This is a genomic window from Sphingomonas sp. OK281 (assembly GCF_900115295.1).
Taxonomy (GTDB): Bacteria; Pseudomonadota; Alphaproteobacteria; order Sphingomonadales; family Sphingomonadaceae; genus Sphingomonas.
On sequence record NZ_FOVZ01000003.1, the window covers coordinates 92879 to 111141 of the forward strand.

At 65.8% G+C, this 18263-nt stretch carries 21 protein-coding genes; 13 read left to right on the forward strand and 8 right to left on the reverse strand.

What is annotated here, in order from left to right:
* Positions 1 to 46 precede the first annotated feature (46 nt).
* Genes BM244_RS11940 through BM244_RS11955 form a run of 3 tightly spaced genes read right to left on the reverse strand, consistent with a single transcriptional unit; the run spans position 47 to position 2627 of the window.
* Positions 47 to 352 carry a 2Fe-2S iron-sulfur cluster-binding protein gene (locus BM244_RS11940; RefSeq protein ID WP_093399543.1) on the reverse strand — a complete coding sequence of 102 codons (306 nt, stop codon included), beginning with the start codon at positions 350 to 352 and terminating at the stop codon, positions 47 to 49.
* On the reverse strand, positions 349 to 1611 hold the full coding sequence (locus BM244_RS11945; protein ID WP_254784418.1) for a cysteine desulfurase family protein: 1263 nt from the start codon (positions 1609 to 1611) through the stop codon (positions 349 to 351). The genes BM244_RS11940 and BM244_RS11945 overlap by 4 nt, the downstream gene beginning before the upstream one ends.
* Entirely contained in the window at positions 1608 to 2627 is a 1020-nt protein-coding gene (locus BM244_RS11955; RefSeq protein WP_302847267.1) for a cysteine desulfurase family protein, read from the reverse strand. Before BM244_RS11955 ends, BM244_RS11945 begins: the two co-directional genes overlap by 4 nt.
* Before the next feature lie 81 nt (positions 2628 to 2708).
* Here BM244_RS11955 and BM244_RS11960 point away from each other — a divergent pair, with 81 nt between their 5' ends.
* Positions 2709 to 3365 carry an alpha/beta hydrolase gene (locus tag BM244_RS11960; protein WP_056048342.1) on the forward strand — a complete coding sequence of 219 codons (657 nt, stop codon included), beginning with the start codon at positions 2709 to 2711 and terminating at the stop codon, positions 3363 to 3365.
* 145 nt (positions 3366 to 3510) lie between these two features.
* Here the strand turns inward: BM244_RS11960 and BM244_RS11965 are convergent, their stop codons facing one another.
* Both BM244_RS11965 and BM244_RS11970 read right to left on the reverse strand, forming a co-directional pair.
* Complete coding sequence (locus tag BM244_RS11965) at positions 3511 to 3690, reverse strand: hypothetical protein (RefSeq protein WP_093399189.1); 180 nt, start codon at positions 3688 to 3690, stop codon at positions 3511 to 3513.
* Positions 3687 to 4649, reverse strand: a complete 963-nt coding sequence (locus BM244_RS11970) for a threonine ammonia-lyase (RefSeq protein ID WP_175518190.1) — start codon at positions 4647 to 4649, stop codon at positions 3687 to 3689. The genes BM244_RS11965 and BM244_RS11970 overlap by 4 nt, the downstream gene beginning before the upstream one ends.
* Before the next feature lie 137 nt (positions 4650 to 4786).
* Between BM244_RS11970 and BM244_RS11975 the strand changes: the two genes are divergently transcribed.
* From BM244_RS11975 to BM244_RS11995, 5 genes are all read left to right on the forward strand, one after another.
* Positions 4787 to 6022, forward strand: a complete 1236-nt coding sequence (locus BM244_RS11975) for a type III PLP-dependent enzyme (RefSeq protein WP_093399191.1) — start codon at positions 4787 to 4789, stop codon at positions 6020 to 6022.
* A 162-nt stretch (positions 6023 to 6184) separates the two neighbouring features.
* Entirely contained in the window at positions 6185 to 7246 is a 1062-nt protein-coding gene (locus BM244_RS11980) for a 1,9-bis(guanidino)-5-aza-nonane synthase (protein WP_056048328.1), read from the forward strand.
* 195 nt (positions 7247 to 7441) lie between these two features.
* Positions 7442 to 7867 carry an MAPEG family protein gene (locus BM244_RS11985; protein WP_093399192.1) on the forward strand — a complete coding sequence of 142 codons (426 nt, stop codon included), beginning with the start codon at positions 7442 to 7444 and terminating at the stop codon, positions 7865 to 7867.
* A gap of 77 nt (positions 7868 to 7944) precedes the next feature.
* A complete protein-coding gene (locus BM244_RS11990; protein WP_093399193.1) occupies positions 7945 to 8949 on the forward strand; it encodes an alpha/beta hydrolase in 1005 nt (334 codons plus the stop codon).
* Between the two features lie 70 nt (positions 8950 to 9019).
* Positions 9020 to 9205: a hypothetical protein gene (locus tag BM244_RS11995; protein ID WP_093399194.1), complete on the forward strand. Its 186-nt coding sequence runs from the start codon at positions 9020 to 9022 to the stop codon at positions 9203 to 9205.
* 18 nt (positions 9206 to 9223) lie between these two features.
* Here the strand turns inward: BM244_RS11995 and BM244_RS12000 are convergent, their stop codons facing one another.
* The 3 genes from BM244_RS12000 to thiS form a co-directional block, all read right to left on the reverse strand.
* Complete coding sequence (locus BM244_RS12000) at positions 9224 to 9886, reverse strand: HAD-IA family hydrolase (RefSeq protein WP_093399195.1); 663 nt, start codon at positions 9884 to 9886, stop codon at positions 9224 to 9226.
* A 269-nt stretch (positions 9887 to 10155) separates the two neighbouring features.
* Positions 10156 to 10338, reverse strand: coding sequence for a CsbD family protein (locus tag BM244_RS12005; protein WP_056050734.1), 183 nt, complete (start codon positions 10336 to 10338; stop codon positions 10156 to 10158).
* Between the two features lie 110 nt (positions 10339 to 10448).
* Positions 10449 to 11441 carry a sulfur carrier protein ThiS gene (thiS, locus tag BM244_RS12010; protein WP_093399196.1) on the reverse strand — a complete coding sequence of 331 codons (993 nt, stop codon included), beginning with the start codon at positions 11439 to 11441 and terminating at the stop codon, positions 10449 to 10451.
* Between the two features lie 132 nt (positions 11442 to 11573).
* Here thiS and aroQ point away from each other — a divergent pair, with 132 nt between their 5' ends.
* From aroQ to BM244_RS12045, 7 genes are all read left to right on the forward strand, one after another.
* Positions 11574 to 12008 (forward strand): type II 3-dehydroquinate dehydratase, encoded by a 435-nt coding sequence (aroQ, locus tag BM244_RS12015; RefSeq protein ID WP_093399197.1) that lies wholly within the window; start codon positions 11574 to 11576, stop codon positions 12006 to 12008.
* Between the two features lie 14 nt (positions 12009 to 12022).
* Positions 12023 to 12511: an acetyl-CoA carboxylase biotin carboxyl carrier protein gene (gene accB, locus BM244_RS12020; RefSeq protein ID WP_093399198.1), complete on the forward strand. Its 489-nt coding sequence runs from the start codon at positions 12023 to 12025 to the stop codon at positions 12509 to 12511.
* Entirely contained in the window at positions 12511 to 13863 is a 1353-nt protein-coding gene (gene accC / locus BM244_RS12025) for an acetyl-CoA carboxylase biotin carboxylase subunit (RefSeq protein ID WP_093399199.1), read from the forward strand. The genes accB and accC overlap by 1 nt, the downstream gene beginning before the upstream one ends.
* Before the next feature lie 132 nt (positions 13864 to 13995).
* A complete protein-coding gene (locus BM244_RS12030; RefSeq protein WP_093399200.1) occupies positions 13996 to 14331 on the forward strand; it encodes an arsenate reductase family protein in 336 nt (111 codons plus the stop codon).
* A gap of 184 nt (positions 14332 to 14515) precedes the next feature.
* Positions 14516 to 14854, forward strand: a complete 339-nt coding sequence (locus BM244_RS12035; RefSeq protein ID WP_055875939.1) for a P-II family nitrogen regulator — start codon at positions 14516 to 14518, stop codon at positions 14852 to 14854.
* Positions 14855 to 14997: 143 nt separating this feature from the next.
* The gene (glnA, locus tag BM244_RS12040) at positions 14998 to 16410 is read left to right on the forward strand and encodes a type I glutamate--ammonia ligase (RefSeq protein ID WP_093399201.1); all 1413 of its coding nucleotides are present in this window, start codon (positions 14998 to 15000) and stop codon (positions 16408 to 16410) included.
* Positions 16411 to 16922: 512 nt separating this feature from the next.
* Complete coding sequence (locus BM244_RS12045; RefSeq protein WP_093399202.1) at positions 16923 to 18260, forward strand: ABC1 kinase family protein; 1338 nt, start codon at positions 16923 to 16925, stop codon at positions 18258 to 18260.
* Positions 18261 to 18263 lie beyond the last annotated feature (3 nt).

Here is an 18263-nt window from a genome sequence, read left to right on the forward strand (position 1 = left end):
GCACGTTCCCTGAACCGGCCGTTGTCATCCTGTAAGTTTTGCTGACCTAACCGGGGATCCGCACGGTCAGTCCATCGAGCGCCCCTGTGAGGTGGATCTGGCAGGCGAGCCGGCTGGTCCGCGTTGCGTTATGCGCGAGATCGAGCATGTCCTCCTCGTCGGCGCTCGCCGGGGGGAGGCGCGCGAAATCGGCGGGGTCGACGATGACATGGCAGGTCGCGCAGGACAGCTGGCCTTCGCAGGTGCCTTCGAGCGGCTGATCATGCGTCTGCGCGACGTCGAGCAGGCGGTCGCCCACGGTCGCGGCGGCGCTGGTGATCGTGCCATCGCGCGCGATGAAGCGGACGATCATGGCCATTGCGCCTTGGCTGCGGCGACGATCGCATCGATCGCGTCGCGGAGTTCGGTTTCGCCCGTGTAGCGGCCGAAGCCGAGGCGGATGCTGGAGCGCGCCTGCGCTTCGGTGAGGCCAATCGCGCGGAGCACGTGGCTGGAACGGCCCGATCCGCTGGCGCAGGCGGACCCCGCGGAGAACGCGATATCGCGCAGGTCGGACATCAGGCGGTTCACGTCGAGGCCTTCGCGGCGGATGTTGAGGTTGCCGTGATAGCGGGGGTCGATGGCGCCGTTGATCGTCCAGTCAGGGCCGAGACGGTCAAGCGCCAGCGTCCAGAGGCGGTCGACATGCGCCGCATCATGCTCCTTGCGATCCGCCATGAGTTGCGCGGCAATGCCGAAGCCTGCGCAAAGGGCGGGCGAGAGCGTGCCGGAGCGGCCGGGGGCTTCCTGCCCGCCGCCATGCATCAGCGGGGCGAGGTCGACGCCTTCGCGGATCCAGAGCGCGCCGATGCCCTTGGGGCCGTGGATCTTGTGCGCGGAGATGGCGATCAGGTCGACGGTGTCGGGAACGGTCACGCGACCATAGCCTTGGACCGCGTCGCAGAGCATCAACGCGCCGGCTGCATGGGCGATTTCGGCGAGCGCGGCGATCGGTTGCGTGACGCCGATCTCGTTGTTGACGAGCATCGCGGCGACGAGGCCGGTGCCGGGTTGGAGTGCGGCACGGGGTGTGTCGGGGTCGACTGGCGAGGGTCGACATTCAACTTCCCCCCTCCCTGGGAGGGAGGGGTTGGGGGTGGGTTGGCCAGTTTTTGCCGCCGACGTTCGATCATACGCAAGCCGACCCACCCCCGACCCCTCCCTTTCAGGGAGGGGAGAAGAGTCGGGCTGGCTACCGGCACGTCTAATGTCGCTCCACAATAGGCCGTCTACGTTGACTGGGAGGATCGTGACGGGGCGTCCCCTCGTGCCTTCCGCTGCGGCCGTGTCGAGTACCGCGGCATGTTCGGTAGCGAGCGTCACGATCGGGCCGGTCGTGCCCTTGATCGCCCAGTTGAGCGCCTCGGTCGCGCCGCTGGTGAAGGCGACGCGACCGCCGGGGGGAAGCAGCGCGGCCACCTGGTCGCGCGCGACTTCGACCGCGGCTTTGGCGCGGCGGCCCTCGCGGTGCGGGGAGTGCGGGTTGGCGTGCTGCGATTCGAGCCAGGGGAGCATCGCGGCAAGCGCTTCGGGTGCGAGCGGGGTGGTCGCCTGGTAGTCGAGATAGGTCATGCGGCTCGCCTTATGTCGCGAGCGATGCGCGTCCAGGCGTCGGCGAACTGCGCGACGTCGTCGGGTGTCGTGGTCCAGCCGAAGCTGACGCGGACGACTTCGGCGGCGGCCTCGGCGGAATAGCCCATCGCCGCCAGGACGTGGCTCGGGCGCATGCTGCCCGACGAACACGCGCTGCCGGCGGAGACGGCGAAATTGGCCATGTCGAGGCGGATCAGCTGCGCCGCAGAGCTGGCTCCCGGCATGCGGTAGGAGGCGATCGTCGGGATGCGCGGGGAGTTTGGCGCAACGATTTCACCGCCGACTGCTAGGATCGCTTCGTCGAGTTCGGCGCGAAGCTGGGCCATCTCGACGAACCAGTCGCGCGGCGCTTCGAGCGCGGCGGCGAAGCCCAGCGCACCGGGCAGGTTCTCGGTACCACCACGATAGCCGCGCTCCTGCCCGCCGGTCGGGTCGAGCATCCCGAGATCGCGGACCAGCAGCGCACCGATACCGGGGGGGCCGCCGAGCTTGTGCGCGGAAACGATGATCAAGTCGGCGTCGGGGAGCGAAAGCTTGCCCGCGGTCTGCGAGCAATCGGCTATCCAGAGCCCGGCAGGTCGATCCTGGAGGACGCCAGTTTCGCTGTTCGCGGACTGCAGCGCGGTCGCCTGGGCGCCCTCCCCGTTCACGACGATACCGCCTGAATCGACGTCCAGCATCATGGGCTGTTCGGCCGCGCGAAGAACCGCGTCATGCTCGACTGCGGCGACAGCGACGCCGGGCCGGCCGCGCAAGGCCAGCGCGGCGGACTCGCTTGCGCCGCTCGTCAGGATCACGTGATGCGGCCAGTCCAGTGCCTGCGCGATCCGCTTTCGCGCATCCTCCAGCGCAGCCCGTGCCGCGCGGCCCTCGGCATGCGGCGAGGACGGGTTCGCCCAGCGCGCCATGCCTGCCATCACTGCCGCCACGGCCTCGGGGCGCATCGGTGTGGTGGCGGCGTGATCGAGGTAGATGCGGGACAGGGTCGGTTCCAATTGCGGAAAGGGGCGTGTCGCCTATATAATGCAGATCACCCCGCACTCCACCCGAGTGCGTATCCCAGCTCGCGAGTGCCCATGCCAGAAGTCATTTTCCCCGGTCCCGAAGGCCGTCTCGAAGGTCGTTTTGCGCCGGGGCCGCGTCCGCGCGCACCCGTCGCGATGATCCTGCACCCGCATCCATCGGCCGGTGGCACGATGAACAACGCGATCGTGCAGCAGCTGTACAAGACCTTCCAGCGGCGCGGCTTCGCAACGCTGCGGTTCAACTTCCGCGGCGTGGGGAAGAGCCAGGGCGTGTTCGATAACGGCGTCGGCGAACTGAGCGATGCGGCGAGCGCGCTCGACTGGGTACAGAGCTTTCATCCCGAGGCGCAGACGACCTGGATCGCGGGCGTGAGCTTCGGTGCGTGGATCGGCATGCAGCTGCTGATGCGCCGGCCGGAGATTCGCGGGTTCATCTCGGTCGCACCGCCGGCGAACCTCTACGACTTCACGTTCCTCGCGCCTTGCCCGTCGAGCGGGATCATCATCCAGGGCGAGGCCGACGAGGTCGCGACGCCGGGCGCGACGCAGAAGCTGGTGGACAAGCTGCGGACGCAGAAGCACATCACGATCCATCACGACACGATCCCGAAGGCGAACCACTTCTTCGAGCATGAGATGCCCGAGCTGATGGGGAGCGTGGACAAGTATCTCGACATGCGGCTCGACCCGAACTCGCCGATCCGGTGATCCTGTCCTTCTCCCCTCGGGGAGAAGGTGGCGCGGCAGCGTCGGATGAGGGGGAGTCGGGATATGCTGGCTCTCCCCAACTCCCCTCTCCCTTCCCACCGCAAGCGCGGCGGGCCCCTTCCCTCTCCCCGGAGGGGCGAGGGAGTTATAGCGTCCAGATGGCTACGTTGGTTAGCAGGACCGCGGCCATTACCAGCATCAGTATGCCCTTCTTCTTGTCGCGCTTCTTCGTGATGAGCGCGATGCCGCCGAACAGGCAGGCGAACATTCCCAGCATTGCTATCGCAGGCGCCGCTGAAGCGATCGAGGTCAGCGCGGCGTTCATGCGGCCATTGCCTTGGCATAAGCGGCTAGGTCGACGTTGCCGCCGGACAGGATGACGAGCAGGCCGGGTTCGAGCTTCACCTTGCCAGACAAGACCGCGGCGAGCCCGACTGCGCCGCCCGGTTCGATCACCAGGCGCAGTTTCTCCGCCGCCCAGCGCTGTGCAGCCGCGATCTCCGACTCGCTGACGGCGACGCCGGTCGCGTCGCGGCGGGACAGGACGTCGAAGGTCAGCGGGGACACGCGCAAGGTCTGGAGCGAGTCGCAGGCGGTGGGCGGCGGGTTGGGGCCGACGGGTTCGATCCATGATGCCTCCAGCGAGCGGCGCATGTCGTCCCAGCCCTCGGGCTCGACGACGGTGATCGCGCTGTCCTTAAGCGCCAGCGCGATGCCTGCTGACAGGCCACCGCCGCCGCAGGGGATAACGACGCGGCTTGGCACGCCCATGCCTAGCGCCGCCATCTGTACGGCAGCCTCGATCCCCGTGCTCCCCTGCCCCTCGATGATCCACGGGTCGTCGAAGCTCGGCACCAGTGTCGCGCCCCGCGCTTCGGCCAGCCCTGCGGCGATGGTCTCGCGGCTTTCGGTGGCGCGGTCGTAGGTCACCACCTCTGCACCCAGAGCCAGGGTCGACTCGCGCTTCAGGCGTGGCGCATCCGACGGCATCACGATCGTCGCTGCGATGCCCAGGCGTTTCGCCGCCCAGGCCACACCCTGCGCGTGATTGCCCGACGAGAACGCGACGACACCTTTTTGTCGTGTCGCCTCGTCCAATGCGGTGAGCCGATGCCACGCGCCGCGAATCTTGAATGCGCCGATTGGTTGCAACGATTCGGCCTTGAAAGCGACCGGTACGCCTTTGATTTCGCTTACAAACAGCGGCGTCGGCGGGAGTATCCGCGCGATCTTCTCCGCGGCGTCCCGCACACCTGCCCGCGTCGGTTGTCGCAAAATCGTCACACATCGTCTCCTACGCGCCAAACGCTATTTACATGGGGGGCGCGTAACCCTAGATCGCGCTTCCGCTGCCCCATGGGACTTCCAACCGCAAGGCAGTGTTTTTGTAATTTGTCTCAGGACATTGGAGGTCCCTTGAATTGGTCAAGCATCATATCGCGCTGGGGTTAGCGAAAGCCCATTCGACCGCCGACACCTCCCACATCGGGAGCGGCATCGACATCGCTAAAGGGCGTCCGGTCAATCCGGTCACGCTCGTTCGTCCGCACGCTGCTGCGCGCGCCGCTCGGTTCTTCGTCGAGAAGTTCCCGGGCCGCTCGATGTATGCGGTGAAGGCGAACCCGTCTCCCGAACTCCTGCAGATCCTGTGGGACAATGGCATCACGCATTACGACGTGGCGTCGATCGCCGAAGTGCGCCTGGTCGCACGGACGCTGCCTGGGGCTACGCTCTGCTTCATGCACCCGGTCAAGGCCGAGGAAGCGATCGCCGAGGCGTATTTCACGCACGGCGTCCGCACCTTCAGCCTCGACAGCCTGGAAGAGCTGGACAAGGTCGTTCGCGCTACGAAAGCCGCCGCCGATTTGACGCTCTGTGTGCGCCTGCGCGTGTCGTCGGAGCATTCGAAGCTGAGCCTCGCGTCGAAGTTCGGTGCGGCCCCGCATGAAGCCAAGGAGCTGCTGTTCGCGGCTCGCCAGGCAGCAGACGCGCTCGGCATCTGCTTCCACGTTGGCTCGCAGGCGATGACCCCCGAAGCGTATTCGAACGCGATGGAACGCGTCCGTGCGGCGATCGTCGAAGCGGCGGTCACGGTCGACGTCATCGACGTCGGCGGCGGCTTCCCGTCTTCGTATCCCGGCATGGAGCCCCCGCCGCTCGAGCATTTCTTCGAGACGATCCACCGTGCGTTCGAATCGCTGCCGGTCAGCTATTCGTCCGAGCTGTGGTGCGAGCCGGGCCGGGCATTGTGCGCGGAATATTCGTCGATCATCGTGCGTGTCGAGAAGCGTCGCGGGACCGAGCTGTACATCAACGACGGCGCATATGGCGCGCTGTTCGATGCGGCGCATATCGGCTGGCGTTTTCCGGTCGAGCTGCTCCGCGAGCCGGACAGCCGTGCCAAGGACATGGAGTTCAGCTTCTATGGTCCGACGTGCGACGACATGGATTACATGGTCGGCCCGTTCATGCTGCCCGCGGATACGAAGGCCGGCGATTACATCGAGATCGGCATGCTCGGCGCCTACGGCTCGGCGATGCGGACCGCGTTCAACGGGTTCGGATCGGACGAGACGGTGATCGTTGCCGACGAGCCGATGGTCTCGCTGTATGGCGAGCGGTTCGAGGACCGTGCGTCGAACGTCGTCAAGCTGTAACCAACACTAAGTAATCGTTCGCCCTTCGTCTTCCCCTCCCGCTCGCGGGAGGGGACCGAGGGGTGGGCGCGCGTTTTCCACATCCGGCGCGTTCGCGGTGAGCGCGCGCCCACCCCCTAGCCCCCTCCCGCAGGCGGGAGGGGGGATCAGGAGAAATTAGACATGACCGAAGACACCCGCATCGACGCGCAGCGCAAGGCGGAACTCCTCTCGACCACCGTCGAGCATATCGACATCACCAGCTTCGACGCGCGGCCGATCGTCGACGCGATGAAGAAGATGTCGTTCACCAGCCGCGATCTCGGCCGTGCGACCGACATCTACAACCAGATGCTGGCCGACAAGGACTGCACGATCTTCCTCGTGATCGCAGGCTCGACGAGCGCCGGCGGCTGCATGGACCTGTATGCCGAGCTGCTGCGCAACAACATGATCGACGGCATCGTCGCGACCGGCGCGACGATCGTCGACATGGATTTCTTCGAGGGCCTCGGCCACAAGCATTACCAGGCGCTCGAAGTGCCGCACGACGACGTGCTGCGCTCGCTGATGATCGACCGGATCTACGACACCTATATCGACGAGGAGGAGCTCCAGCACGTCGACCACACGATCTTCGAGATCGCCGAGACGCTCGAGCCGCGCGCCTATTCGAGCCGCGAGTTCATCCGCGAGATGGGCAAGTATCTCGTCGAGCACGGCAAGAAGGAGAACAGCCTCGTCAAGCTCGCCTACGAGCATGACGTGCCGATCTTCTGCCCGGCGTTCGTCGATTCGTCGGCAGGCTTCGGTCTGGTCAAGCATCAGGTCGACGCGGTGAAGGCGGGCAAGCCGTACATGGTCCTCGACGCGATCGCCGACTTCCGCGAGCTCACCGAGATCAAGATCAAGGCGGGCACCACGGGCCTGCTGATGATCGGCGGCGGCGTGCCGAAGAACTTCATTCAGGACACCGTCGTCTGCGCCGAAATCCTCGGTCACGACGACGTCCAGGTCCACAAGTACGCGGTGCAGATCACCGTCGCCGACGTCCGCGACGGTGCGTGCTCGTCGTCGACGCTGCAGGAGGCGGCTTCGTGGGGCAAGGTCAACACGGGCATCGAGCAGATGGTGTTTGCCGAAGCCGGTTCGGTCATGCCGCTGCTGGCGTCGGATGCGTATCATCGGGGGCTCTGGAAGGACCGTCCGGTCCGCAAGTGGGGCGCGAGCTTCGACAAGGCCTGAACTTACGATCCTTCCCCGCCAGGGGGAGGTGGCAGGCGCTTGCCTGACGGAGGGGGCGGACACGGAGCCGATGGTATCGCCGCCTCCCCCTCCGTCGCTTCGCGCCACCTCCCCCTGGCGGGGGAGGATCAGATACCGTTGCTCCTGTGGGGCAATTGATGCAGCCTCCTTCGGATAACCGGGGGAGGCTTTTTCGTGCATAGTGATATCCTGCGACCGATGGTGGTGCTGATCGCGTGGACGCTCGTGATGCTGGGCTGGACGCTCGCCACCCGCCTGCCGGCGATGAAGGCGGCGGGCGTCGACATGGGGAAGCTGGTCGGGACCAAGGCGGCCGACGCGGACCGCGGGCTGCCAGCGAACATCCAGTGGAAGGCGCACAACTACAATCATCTGATGGAGCAGCCGACGCTGTTCTACGGGGTCTGCGCGGTGCTGGCGCTGAGCGGCACGGGCAACGGGGTCAACGCCTGGATCGCCTGGGCGTATGTCGGTCTGCGGATCGTGCACAGCGTGGTTCAGGCGACGACCAATCGCGTCCGCCACCGGTTCGTCTTCTTCATGCTGTCGAGCCTGATGCTTGTCGCACTGACGCTGCACGCGGCGCTCGCGGTATTCTGACGGTCATTTCCCGAAATAATTACCGATCGTGTCAGGCTCCCCTCCCCGAGCGTGCGCGGATCGTCTAGACTTGCGGCATGACTTTCGATCGCCGTTCGCTCCTCACCTTCCCGCTCGCCGCCGGGCTGACGCTCCCGGCTTTTGCCCGGAGTGGTGGACAGTTCACCGCCGCGCAACCGCGGGCGCCGGATGTGCCGATGTGGCCGCCCGCCGAGCGATTTGCGCTCTGGCCCGGTATCCCGGCAGGCGCGCCGAACCCGCTGCCGATCCCGCAGCCGCGCATGCCGCGCTATCCCGACGGCTATCGTGACTTCCAGATGCACGGCGTGGTGCGGCCCGAGGTCGGCGTGTTTCGCCCGGCTCGGCCGGATGGTCGCGCGGTACTGATCGTGCCCGGTGGCGGCTATTCGATCACGTCGCTGCGCAACGAGGGCATCGACGTGGCGCGGGTGCTGAACGGTTTTGGGATCACCGCGTTCGTGCTGAGCTATCGGTTGCCGGGCGAAGGCTGGGCCGACCGCGCCGACGTGCCGCTGTCCGACGCGCAGCGGGCGATGCGGCTGATCCGTGCCAACGCGCGCAGCTATGGGATCAGGGCGGAGAAGCTTGGCGTGCTCGGGTTTTCCGCAGGCGGCCATCTGGCGGGATCGGTGGCCGTGCTGCACGATTTCAAGGCCTATCGCCCGGTCGACGCCGCCGATCGCCATTCGGCGAGACCGGCCTGGGCGGGTCTCATGTACGCGGTCTCCAACATGGACCCCGGCCGCAGCCATGGCGGATCGCGTGCGAACCTGCTTGGGCCGGACCCGCTGCCCGCGGTACAGGCGCGCTACGCGATCGATCGCCAGTTGAAGGCTGGCGACCCGCCACTGTTCCTCGTCCATGCCGAGGACGACACTACCGTGCCGGTCGCCAACAGCGTCGACACGCTCGCCGCGGCACGTCGGGCCGGCATCCCGGCGGAAGCGCACTTCCTCCAGCATGGTGGACACGGCTTCGGTACGCGCCTCTCGCCGCGCTCGCCGGGGTCGTTGTGGCCGCAATTGTTCGATCGCTGGATGGGCGAACTGGTCGCCGGCTGACCCTAGTCGGTCAGCATCGCGGACCTATCCGTCCCGACCGACGTTTATCCTGAAAGATCAGGAGAGCGTGATGACCCGTCCGCATGCCGAACCCCGCGACGTCTTCCATGAAAATGGCGAGGTCGTGATCGACGGGCCGGACGGGGCGGTCATCGCGATGACTCCCGAAGCGGCGTTGCGCACGGCCGGACGGCTCGACGAAGCGGCACTCGATGAGTTGATCGCGCGTGCACAACACTGTGGCACCCCGCTTTAAACGTGCCGTTCGCGGATCTTAGCGGGACTTCACCATCAGTTGACCGTCCGACGTGACCGTCGCCGTCACATTCCGATAATCGTTTATCTGCAGTCGACGGTCATCCAGCTGATGGCTCGATCCATGCGTGGCGGTGATTACCAGAACGTCCGCGCCCGCCGCCTCGCCAGCCGTGATCCCGGCGGGGGCATCCTCGAACACCAGGCAGTCGCTTGCCATGACGCCGAGGCGTTCGGCCGCGACCAGGAAACAATCGGGTGCGGGTTTGCCGTTCGGGATGTCGTCGGCGGCGATCATGGTGGCGGGCATCGGCAGGCCGGCAGCTTTCAGGCGAACTTCGGCCAGCGCGCGGGGGGCAGAGGTTACGATCGTCCAGCGCTCGGGCGGCAGGCTGGCGAGAAATGCCGCGGCACCCGCGATCGGTTCGATGTCGTCGACATCCTCCATTTCGGCGGCGGTGATCGCGGCGGCTTCCGCTACCGGGTCGACGCCGGGGAGGTTCAGGCGGCGGACCGTCTCGACCGACTGCACGCCGTGGATTGTCGGCACGAACGTCGCGGCGTCGAGGCCGTGGGCGATCGCCCATTTGGTCCAGGTGCGCTCGGCGGAGGCGATCGAGGTAAGGATCGTGCCGTCCATGTCGAACAGGAACGCGGCGTAGGTGCGGGTGGGGAGAGTCATGAGGGTGCTCGTGATGGGGTTTGCGCGGTAGGGCAAGGGCGTTTGGCCTAGCCCGCCGCACCACCCCGGCGGAGGCCGGGGCCCAATTGGCATGTCCGAGGTAACAGCGCGATACCGCTAATCAGCGCCGTTTCCCAATTGGGCCCCGGCCCTCGCCGGGGTGGTAGTGGTTGTCGTGTTTGCGGTTGCAATACGGCGGAATAGACCACACAAAGAAAAGGCCGCTCCGGTTTCCCGAAGCGACCTGTATTCTTACACTAAGCCAAAGCTTAGATGTCGTCGCCGAGTGCGCCCTTGACGCTGCCCTTGACGTTCTGCGCAGTGCCCTTGGCCTGCTGCGCTTCGCCTTCGGCTACCAGCTTCTCGTTATCGGTCGCCTTACCGACGGCTTCCTTGACGTTGCCTGCAACCTTGTTGCCTGCTGCTGCGACCTTGTCGGTGAACTCGCCCATCAGAGCCTCCACTTGCTGTGCGAACCCGCCAACCGGGCCGCTTGAACTTGCAGAGGTATAACGGCCGTCTTTACCGTGGGTTCCGTGACGTTTGCGTCATGACCTATGTTTCAGATCAACCCCGCCAATGGACTCGAAGGATCGGCATAACGACGCTGCCCCATCCGCCCGGCACGGTATGCCAGACGCCCCGATTCGACCGCGGCCTTCATCGCGGCGGCCATCATCAGCGGGTCCTTCGCCTCGGCGATCGCGGTGTTCATCAGCACGCCATCGCAACCGAGCTCCATCGCCACCGCCGCATCGGACGCCGTGCCGACACCGGCATCGACCAGCACGGGCACCCCTGCCCCCTCGACGATCAGGCGGATCGTCACGCGGTTCTGGATGCCGAGTCCCGAGCCGATCGGCGCGCCCAGCGGCATGATCGCGACCGCGCCGGCATTTTCGAGGCGCCTGGTGGCGATCGGATCGTCGACGCAATAGACCATCGGCTTGAAGCCCTCGTTGGCGAGGATCTCGGTCGCGCGCAGCGTCTCGACCATGTCCGGATAGAGCGTCTTCGCCTCGCCAAGCACTTCGAGCTTCACGAGATCCCAGCCGCCCGCTTCGCGCGCCAGTCGCAGCGTGCGAATCGCCGATTCGGCATCGAAGCAGCCAGCAGTGTTGGGGAGGTACGTGATCTTCTTCGGATCTATGAAGTCGGTCAGCATCGGAGCGTTGCGATCGGATACGTTGACGCGGCGGACCGCGACCGTGACGATCTCCGCGCCCGAGGCCTCGACCGCGGCGGCGTTCTGCGCGAAATCCTTGTACTTGCCGGTGCCGACGATCAGCCGTGACTTGAAGGTCTGGCCCGCGACAGTCCAGCTGTCGTCATGGTCGCCGCCGCCGACGAAATGCACGATCTCGAGGTCGTCGCCGTCCTCGACCATGACGTCCGCCAGGGTCGAGCGCGGCACGACTTCCATGTTGCGCTCGACCGCGATCTTCTCGGGTACGAGGCCGAGTTCGGTCGCGAGTCCTGCGAGGCTGAGCCCGGCGGAGACGCGCTTGTGCTCGCCGTTGACGGTGATCGAGACGGTGCCATCGGAATGGGGCATGGGTGCGTGATCCACTATACAGTGAAGGCGCGGCTCGACTTGTCGCGAGACGGGCCTGTAAGGAATGGCGTGACGCGCATATAGAGACCGCTCCGCAGCACCCGCAACCGACCCGTAACCGAAAGGCCGCCCTTGCCCGATACGATATTCGTCCTGAACGGCCCCAACCTCAATTTGCTGGGAACGCGGGAGCCGGAAATCTATGGCGACGAGACGCTCGACGATATCGCCGGGATGCTGGAGGACCGCGCCCGCGAGCTCGACCTGGAGATCGACATGCGCCAGTCGAATCACGAGGGCCACCTCGTCGACTGGATCCAGGAGGCGCAGGCGCGCGGTGCGAAGGCGGTGATCCTCAACGCGGGTGCGTTCACACATACCTCGGTCGCGGTGCACGACGCGATCAAGGGCGTGAAGACGCCGGTGATCGAAGTGCATCTTTCCAATCCCCACACGCGTGAATCGTTCAGGCATGTGAGCCTGGTCGGTCAGGCGGCCAAGGGTACGATCGCGGGTTTCGGCGCGCTTTCGTATCTGCTCGCGCTTGAAGCCGTCGCACGGTTCTGACAGGAGGCCCCGCCATGAACGATACAACCGAAAACGCCGGTGCGATGCAGGTCGACGTGACCCTAGTGCGCCAGCTCGCCGAACTGCTCGACACCACGCAGCTGACCGAGATCGAAGTCGAGGACGGCTCGCGCCGGATTCGCGTCGCGCGCAAGGCCGCCCAGGCAGCACCCGTCGCGCATTACGCGCCGGCGCCTGCTCCGGCCCCCGTCTCGGCACCGTTGTCGATCCCGCAGGCCGAGGTCGGCGCGTCCGCCCCCGCGATCAGCGCGAGCGCAGTCAAGTCACCGATGGTCGGCACCGTCTATCTCGCCGCCAACCCCGAGGCGAAGCCGTTCTCGACGGTCGGCCAGAAGGTCAATGCGGGCGACACGTTGCTTATCATCGAGGCGATGAAGGTGATGAACACGATCGTCGCGCCGTCGGCGGGCACCGTGACCGCGATTCTGGTCGAGAACGGCCAGCCGGTCGAGTTCGACCAGCCGCTGGTCGTGGTGGAATAATGCCGCAAATCAAGAAGCTGCTCATTGCGAATCGCGGCGAGATCGCGCTGCGGATCCACCGTGCCTGCCATGAGATGGGCATCAAGACGGTCGCGGTGCACTCGACCGCCGACGCCGACGCGATGCACGTCCGGCTCGCCGACGAGGCGATCTGCATCGGACCGCCGTCCGCCGCCGACAGCTATCTGAACATCCCGAACATCATCTCGGCCGCCGAAATCTCGGGCGCGGATGCGATCCATCCGGGCTACGGCTTCCTCAGCGAGAACGCGCAGTTCGCCGAGATCGTTGAACTCCACAACATCCTGTTCGTCGGGCCGAAGCCCGAGCACATCCGCACGATGGGCGACAAGGTCCAGGCGAAGCGCACAGCGGGCGCACTCGGGTTGCCGCTCGTCCCCGGTTCGGACGGTGCGATCAGCGACATCGCCGAGGCGAAGCGGATCGCCGAGGACATCGGCTATCCGGTGATTATCAAGGCTGCTAGCGGCGGCGGTGGTCGCGGGATGAAGGTGGTCAACGACCCCGAAGACCTCGAAACGCAGATGCAGCAGGCCGGCAGCGAGGCGAAGGCCGCGTTCGGCGACGCCACCGTCTACATGGAAAAATACCTCGGTAACCCGCGGCATATCGAATTCCAGATCTTCGGCGACGGTGAGGGCAACGCGATCCACCTGGGCGAGCGCGACTGCTCGTTGCAGCGCCGCCACCAGAAGGTGCTCGAGGAAGCCCCCTCGCCGATCATCACCGCCGAAGAACGCGAGCGGATGGGCGGGATCGTCGCCAAGGCGATGGCCGACATGGGCTATCGCGGCGCGGGGACGATCGAGTTCCTGTGGGAAGCGGGCGAATTCTACTTCATCGAGATGAACACCCGGCTCCAGGTCGAGCATCCGGTGACCGAGATGATCACGGGCCTCGATCTGGTCCGCGAGCAGATCCGCGTGGCCGAGGGTCATCCGCTGACGCTCCGTCAGGAAGACGTCCAGTTCCGCGGGCACGCGATCGAATGCCGCATCAACGCCGAGGACCCGCGCACGTTCGCGCCGTCGCCGGGGCTAGTGAAGGTGTATCATGCGCCGGGCGGGATGCATGTGCGCGTCGATAGCGGACTGTATGCGGGCTATCGCGTGCCGCCTTACTATGACTCGATGATCGCCAAGCTGATCGTCTACGGGACGACCCGGCAGGGTGCGCTGCGCCGGTTGCGGCGTGCGCTCGAGGAGATGGTGATCGAGGGCGTCACGACGACGATCCCGCTGCACCGTGCGCTGCTCGACGATCCCGAGTTCCAGGAAGGCGCGTACACGATCAAGTGGCTGGAAGAGTGGTTGGCCAAGCAGGGGGCGTAACTTCCCCACGGTACTAAGCTTGTTCTCCCGCGAAGGCGGGAGCCCAGACTGGGCTCCCGCCTTCGCGGGAGAACAAGAAGCGGTTGGGACCTGTGTTCTGGCTGACGTTAGTTTCGATATGACGGAGCATTCGTGAAGGCGACGATCTACCACAACCCGCGTTGCTCGAAGTCCCGCGAGGCGCTCGCGCTGCTGCAAGAGGCAGGAGCGGACGTCACGATCGTCGAATACCTCAAGAACCCGCCCTCCCGCGCTGAACTCGTCCGCCTCTACGACCGCGCCGGCATGACGCCGCGCCAGGGGCTCCGCATGGCCGAGGACGGCGCCAAGGCAGTCAAGCACCGCGACGCCGAGGCGATCCTCGATGCGATGATGATCGATCCGCTGTTGATCGAGCGCCCGCTGATCGAGACAGACAAGGGCGTCCGGCTCGGCCGCCCGATCGCCCGGCTGCACGAGATCCTGTGATCGGCTCCGCTGCCCTTAAATTGCGCACGCACCGTTCAGGTGCCGCAATTTCGGGCAGTGAAATCAACGATATTCCGCGGTTGCCCGAGGGCGCTGCGGCTGGCACGCTTGGTGCAAGGCGCCCTTCAGGGCGGACGGCTCGTCCGAAAGGGCGAGGGTTTCAACGACAATCGGGGGCGTACCTGTGAAAAAGATCGAAGCCATCATCAAGCCGTTCAAGCTGGATGAGGTGAAGGAAGCGCTGCACGAGATCGGCGTGAGCGGCATCACCGTGACCGAGGCCAAGGGTTTCGGCCGGCAGAAGGGCCACACCGAGCTGTACCGCGGCGCGGAATATGTCGTCGACTTCCTGCCCAAGGTGAAGCTCGAGGTCGTCGTCGAGGACGGGCTCGCGCAACGCGTCGTCGAGGCGATCGCCGCAGCCGCACAGACCGGCCGGATCGGCGACGGCAAGATTTTCGTCATCCCGGTCGAGAGCGCGCTCCGCATCCGCACCGGCGAGCGCGACGACGACGCAATCTAGTTCCGAACCGCGCATATTGCGTTGACGACGAGTGACGACATCGTCATTTGACGCGACGCAACATTGTGTGGAAATTCTGTTCCATACCGCAATTAGATTCCCCGCATGACGCGGTGGAAATCTCAAAACGAAGGGCAAGCATCATGGCGAATTCGGCCTCCGACGTTCTCAATATGATCAAGGACCAGGAGATCGAGTGGGTCGATCTGCGGTTCACCGATCCCAAGGGCAAGTGGCAGCATCTGACGATGGTCGCGAGCCTGATCGGCGAAGACGAGCTGACCGACGGCCTGATGTTCGACGGCTCGTCGATCGAGGGCTGGAAGGCGATCAACGAGAGCGACATGACGCTCAAGCCCGATCTCGACGCGGTCTATGTCGATCCGTTCTCGGCGACGCCGATGATGATTCTGATCTGCGACATCGCCGATCCGTCGACCGGCGAGCTGTACGCGCGCGATCCGCGTTCGACCGCCAAGCGCGCCGAGGCATATCTGCTGACCACCGGCGTCGGCGACACCGTGTATGTCGGCCCCGAAGCCGAATTCTTCATGTTCGACGACGTCCGCTTCGAGAACAGCTATTCGACCAGCTACTACAAGATCGACGACATCGAGCTGCCGGGCAATTCGGGTCGCGAATATGAGGGCGGCAACCTCGGCCACCGCCCGCGCGCCAAGGGCGGTTACTTCCCGGTCGCGCCGGTCGACAGCGCCGTCGACATCCGCGGCGAGATGGTCTCGACGATGATCGAGATGGGTCTGCCCTGCGACAAGCATCACCACGAGGTCGCGGCCGCACAGCACGAGCTGGGCCTGACGTTCGGCACGCTGACGCAGACCGCGGATCGCATGCAGATCTACAAGTACGTCGTCCACCAGGTCGCGCATGCGTACGGCAAGACCGCGACGTTCATGCCGAAGCCGATCAAGGAGGACAACGGTTCGGGGATGCACACGCATTTCTCGATCTGGGAAGGCAAGACCCCGCTGTTCGCCGGCAACGGCTATGCGGGCCTGAGCGACATGTGCCTGTATTTCATCGGCGGCATCATCAAGCACGCCAAGGCGGTCAACGCGTTCACCAACCCGTCGACCAACAGCTACAAGCGCCTCGTCCCCGGCTACGAAGCACCGGTGCTGCTCGCCTACTCGGCACGCAACCGCTCGGCATCGTGCCGCATTCCGTACGGCACCGGCCCCAAGGCGAAGCGCGTCGAAGTGCGCTTCCCGGACGCGCTGGCCAACCCGTATCTCGCCTACGCGGCGCTGATGATGGCCGGCATGGACGGCATCCTCAACAAGATCCATCCGGGCGAAGCGATGGACAAGAACCTGTACGACCTGCCGCCGGCAGAACTCGCGCAGGTCCCGACCGTCGCGGGTTCGCTCCGCGAGGCGCTCGAATGCCTGCTGGCCGATCACGACTTCCTGCTGAAGGGCGACGTGTTCTCGAAGGATCAGATCGAGAGCTATGTCGAGATCAAGTACGCTGAGGTTGCGCGTTGGGAGATGACGCCTAGCCCGGTTGAATATGACATGTACTATAGCGGGTGAGCTGCCGAGCCGGCAGCGGTGCGCGAGAGCGCACAGCCGCTGTCGGCCGGCGTCGCGAGTAGCGACGACCGACGGCGTGGCTTCGCCACGTCGCTGAATTGGAAGAGGGCGCACGGAGCAATCCGGGCGCCCTCTTTCTTTAAGGCCTAACGAACCCTCTTCCCGGCGCGTTCAATGGGAGGAGAGATCAGGCCGGCGCCCCTTCCGTCATTCCCGCGGAGGCGGGAACCCACACTGGCTGACGGCGCGATCGAAGCGCGAGTGGTCGAGTTTATGGATCCCCGCCTGCGCGGGGATGACGATGGGGTCGAGGATGACGAACGGCATGGCCCGATGTCCGCGCCAAGCTTGTTTCCCCGCGAAGGCGGGGACCCAGTCTGGGCTCCCGCCTTCGCGGGAGAACAAGAAGGGGTAGCCTCGGTTAACTTCGCGCCGTGAGGCTGATTGATCGACCGCTAGAGCCACCCATATCCCGTCCAAGACGCACCGCCCCCAAAACCCAAGGAACACCCGTGACCGAAGACAACGGCAACAGCGCCGGACGCGCCATCCCGAGCGGCCGCCTCGCCCGCCTCGGCGTCTTCGGCAAACTCGCGGGCGGCGTCGCCGGCGGCGTAGTAGCAGAAGGCGCGCGCCGCCTAGCAAATGGCGAACGCCCCAAGATCGGCGATCTCCTCCTCACCCTCGCCAACGCCACGCGCGTCGCCGACCAGCTCTCGCACCTCCGTGGCGCCGCGATGAAGCTGGGGCAGATGATCTCGATGGACGCGGGCGACATGCTCCCGCCCGAACTCGCGACCATCCTCGCCCGCCTGCGCAACAACGCGAACCACATGCCGCCGCAGCAGCTCGATCGCGTGCTTGCCGCCGAATGGGGCAAGGACTGGCGCCGCCGGTTCGCGCATTTCCAGGCGCACCCGGTCGCTGCGGCCTCGATCGGCCAGGTCCACCGCGCGCGCCTGCCAGACGGCACCGAACTGGCGATCAAGGTCCAGTATCCCGGTGTGAAGGAAAGCATCGACGCCGACGTAGACAACGTCGCGACGCTGCTGCGCGTGTCGGGCATGCTCCCCAAGTCGCTCGACATCGCGCCGTTGCTCGACGAGGCGAAGAAGCAGCTTCACGAGGAAGCCGATTACCTCCGCGAAGCGCAGATGCTCGCACGCTACGGCGACCTGCTCGCCGACCAGTCGCAGTTCGTCGTGCCCACACTCTATTCCGAGCTCACCACGCCACGAGTCCTCGCGATGAGCTTCGTCACCGGCGTGCCCGTCGAGACGCTGGAAACCGCGTCGCAGGATGTCCGCGACCGGGTGATGCACGACCTGATCTCGCTCGTGCTGCGCGAGCTGTTCGACTGGCGGCTGATGCAGACCGATCCGAACTTCGCCAACTACCGCTGGCAGCCCGAGACGGAAAAGCTGGTCCTGCTCGATTTCGGCGCCGCCCGTCCCCTGCCCGCCGAGACCGGCGACGGGTATCGCCGCCTGCTTACCGCAGCCCTCGCCGGCGACCGTGACGCGGTACGCGAAGCCGCAATCGCCGCCGGGTTCCTCGGCGAGGCGGCCGTGCTCCAGCACCGCGCACTGGTCGACCGCATGATCGACGTCATCCTCGCCGAACTCGCCAAGCCCGGCCCGTTCGACTTCGGCGACCGCGCGTTCGTCGGCGTGCTGCGCGAACAGGGCACCGAGATCGCGCGCGACCGCGATACCTGGCACTTGCCGCCGATCGACACGCTGTTCGTCCAGCGTAAGATCAGCGGCACCGCCTTGCTCGCCGCGCGCCTCAGGGCGCGGGTCGACATTCGCACGATGGTCGCCGCCTATTGCGACGGCGTGCCATCGTGAGGA

What these genes read in the sequence shown, in the direction of transcription:
- BM244_RS11940 (WP_093399543.1), bottom strand. Translation starts at nt 352, where the DNA reads ATGATCGTCCGCTTCATCGCGCGCGATGGCACGATCACCAGCGCCGCC.
- BM244_RS11945 (WP_254784418.1), bottom strand. Translation starts at nt 1,611, where the DNA reads ATGACCTATCTCGACTACCAGGCGACCACCCCGCTCGCACCCGAAGCG.
- BM244_RS11960 (WP_056048342.1), top strand. Translation starts at nt 2,709, where the DNA reads ATGCCAGAAGTCATTTTCCCCGGTCCCGAAGGCCGTCTCGAAGGTCGT.
- BM244_RS11965 (WP_093399189.1), bottom strand. Translation starts at nt 3,690, where the DNA reads ATGAACGCCGCGCTGACCTCGATCGCTTCAGCGGCGCCTGCGATAGCA.
- BM244_RS11980 (WP_056048328.1), top strand. Translation starts at nt 6,185, where the DNA reads ATGACCGAAGACACCCGCATCGACGCGCAGCGCAAGGCGGAACTCCTC.
- BM244_RS11990 (WP_093399193.1), top strand. Translation starts at nt 7,945, where the DNA reads ATGACTTTCGATCGCCGTTCGCTCCTCACCTTCCCGCTCGCCGCCGGG.
- BM244_RS11995 (WP_093399194.1), top strand. Translation starts at nt 9,020, where the DNA reads ATGACCCGTCCGCATGCCGAACCCCGCGACGTCTTCCATGAAAATGGC.
- BM244_RS12000 (WP_093399195.1), bottom strand. Translation starts at nt 9,886, where the DNA reads ATGACTCTCCCCACCCGCACCTACGCCGCGTTCCTGTTCGACATGGAC.
- BM244_RS12005 (WP_056050734.1), bottom strand. Translation starts at nt 10,338, where the DNA reads ATGGGCGAGTTCACCGACAAGGTCGCAGCAGCAGGCAACAAGGTTGCA.
- thiS (WP_093399196.1), bottom strand. Translation starts at nt 11,441, where the DNA reads ATGCCCCATTCCGATGGCACCGTCTCGATCACCGTCAACGGCGAGCAC.
- accB (WP_093399198.1), top strand. Translation starts at nt 12,023, where the DNA reads ATGAACGATACAACCGAAAACGCCGGTGCGATGCAGGTCGACGTGACC.
- accC (WP_093399199.1), top strand. Translation starts at nt 12,511, where the DNA reads ATGCCGCAAATCAAGAAGCTGCTCATTGCGAATCGCGGCGAGATCGCG.
- glnA (WP_093399201.1), top strand. Translation starts at nt 14,998, where the DNA reads ATGGCGAATTCGGCCTCCGACGTTCTCAATATGATCAAGGACCAGGAG.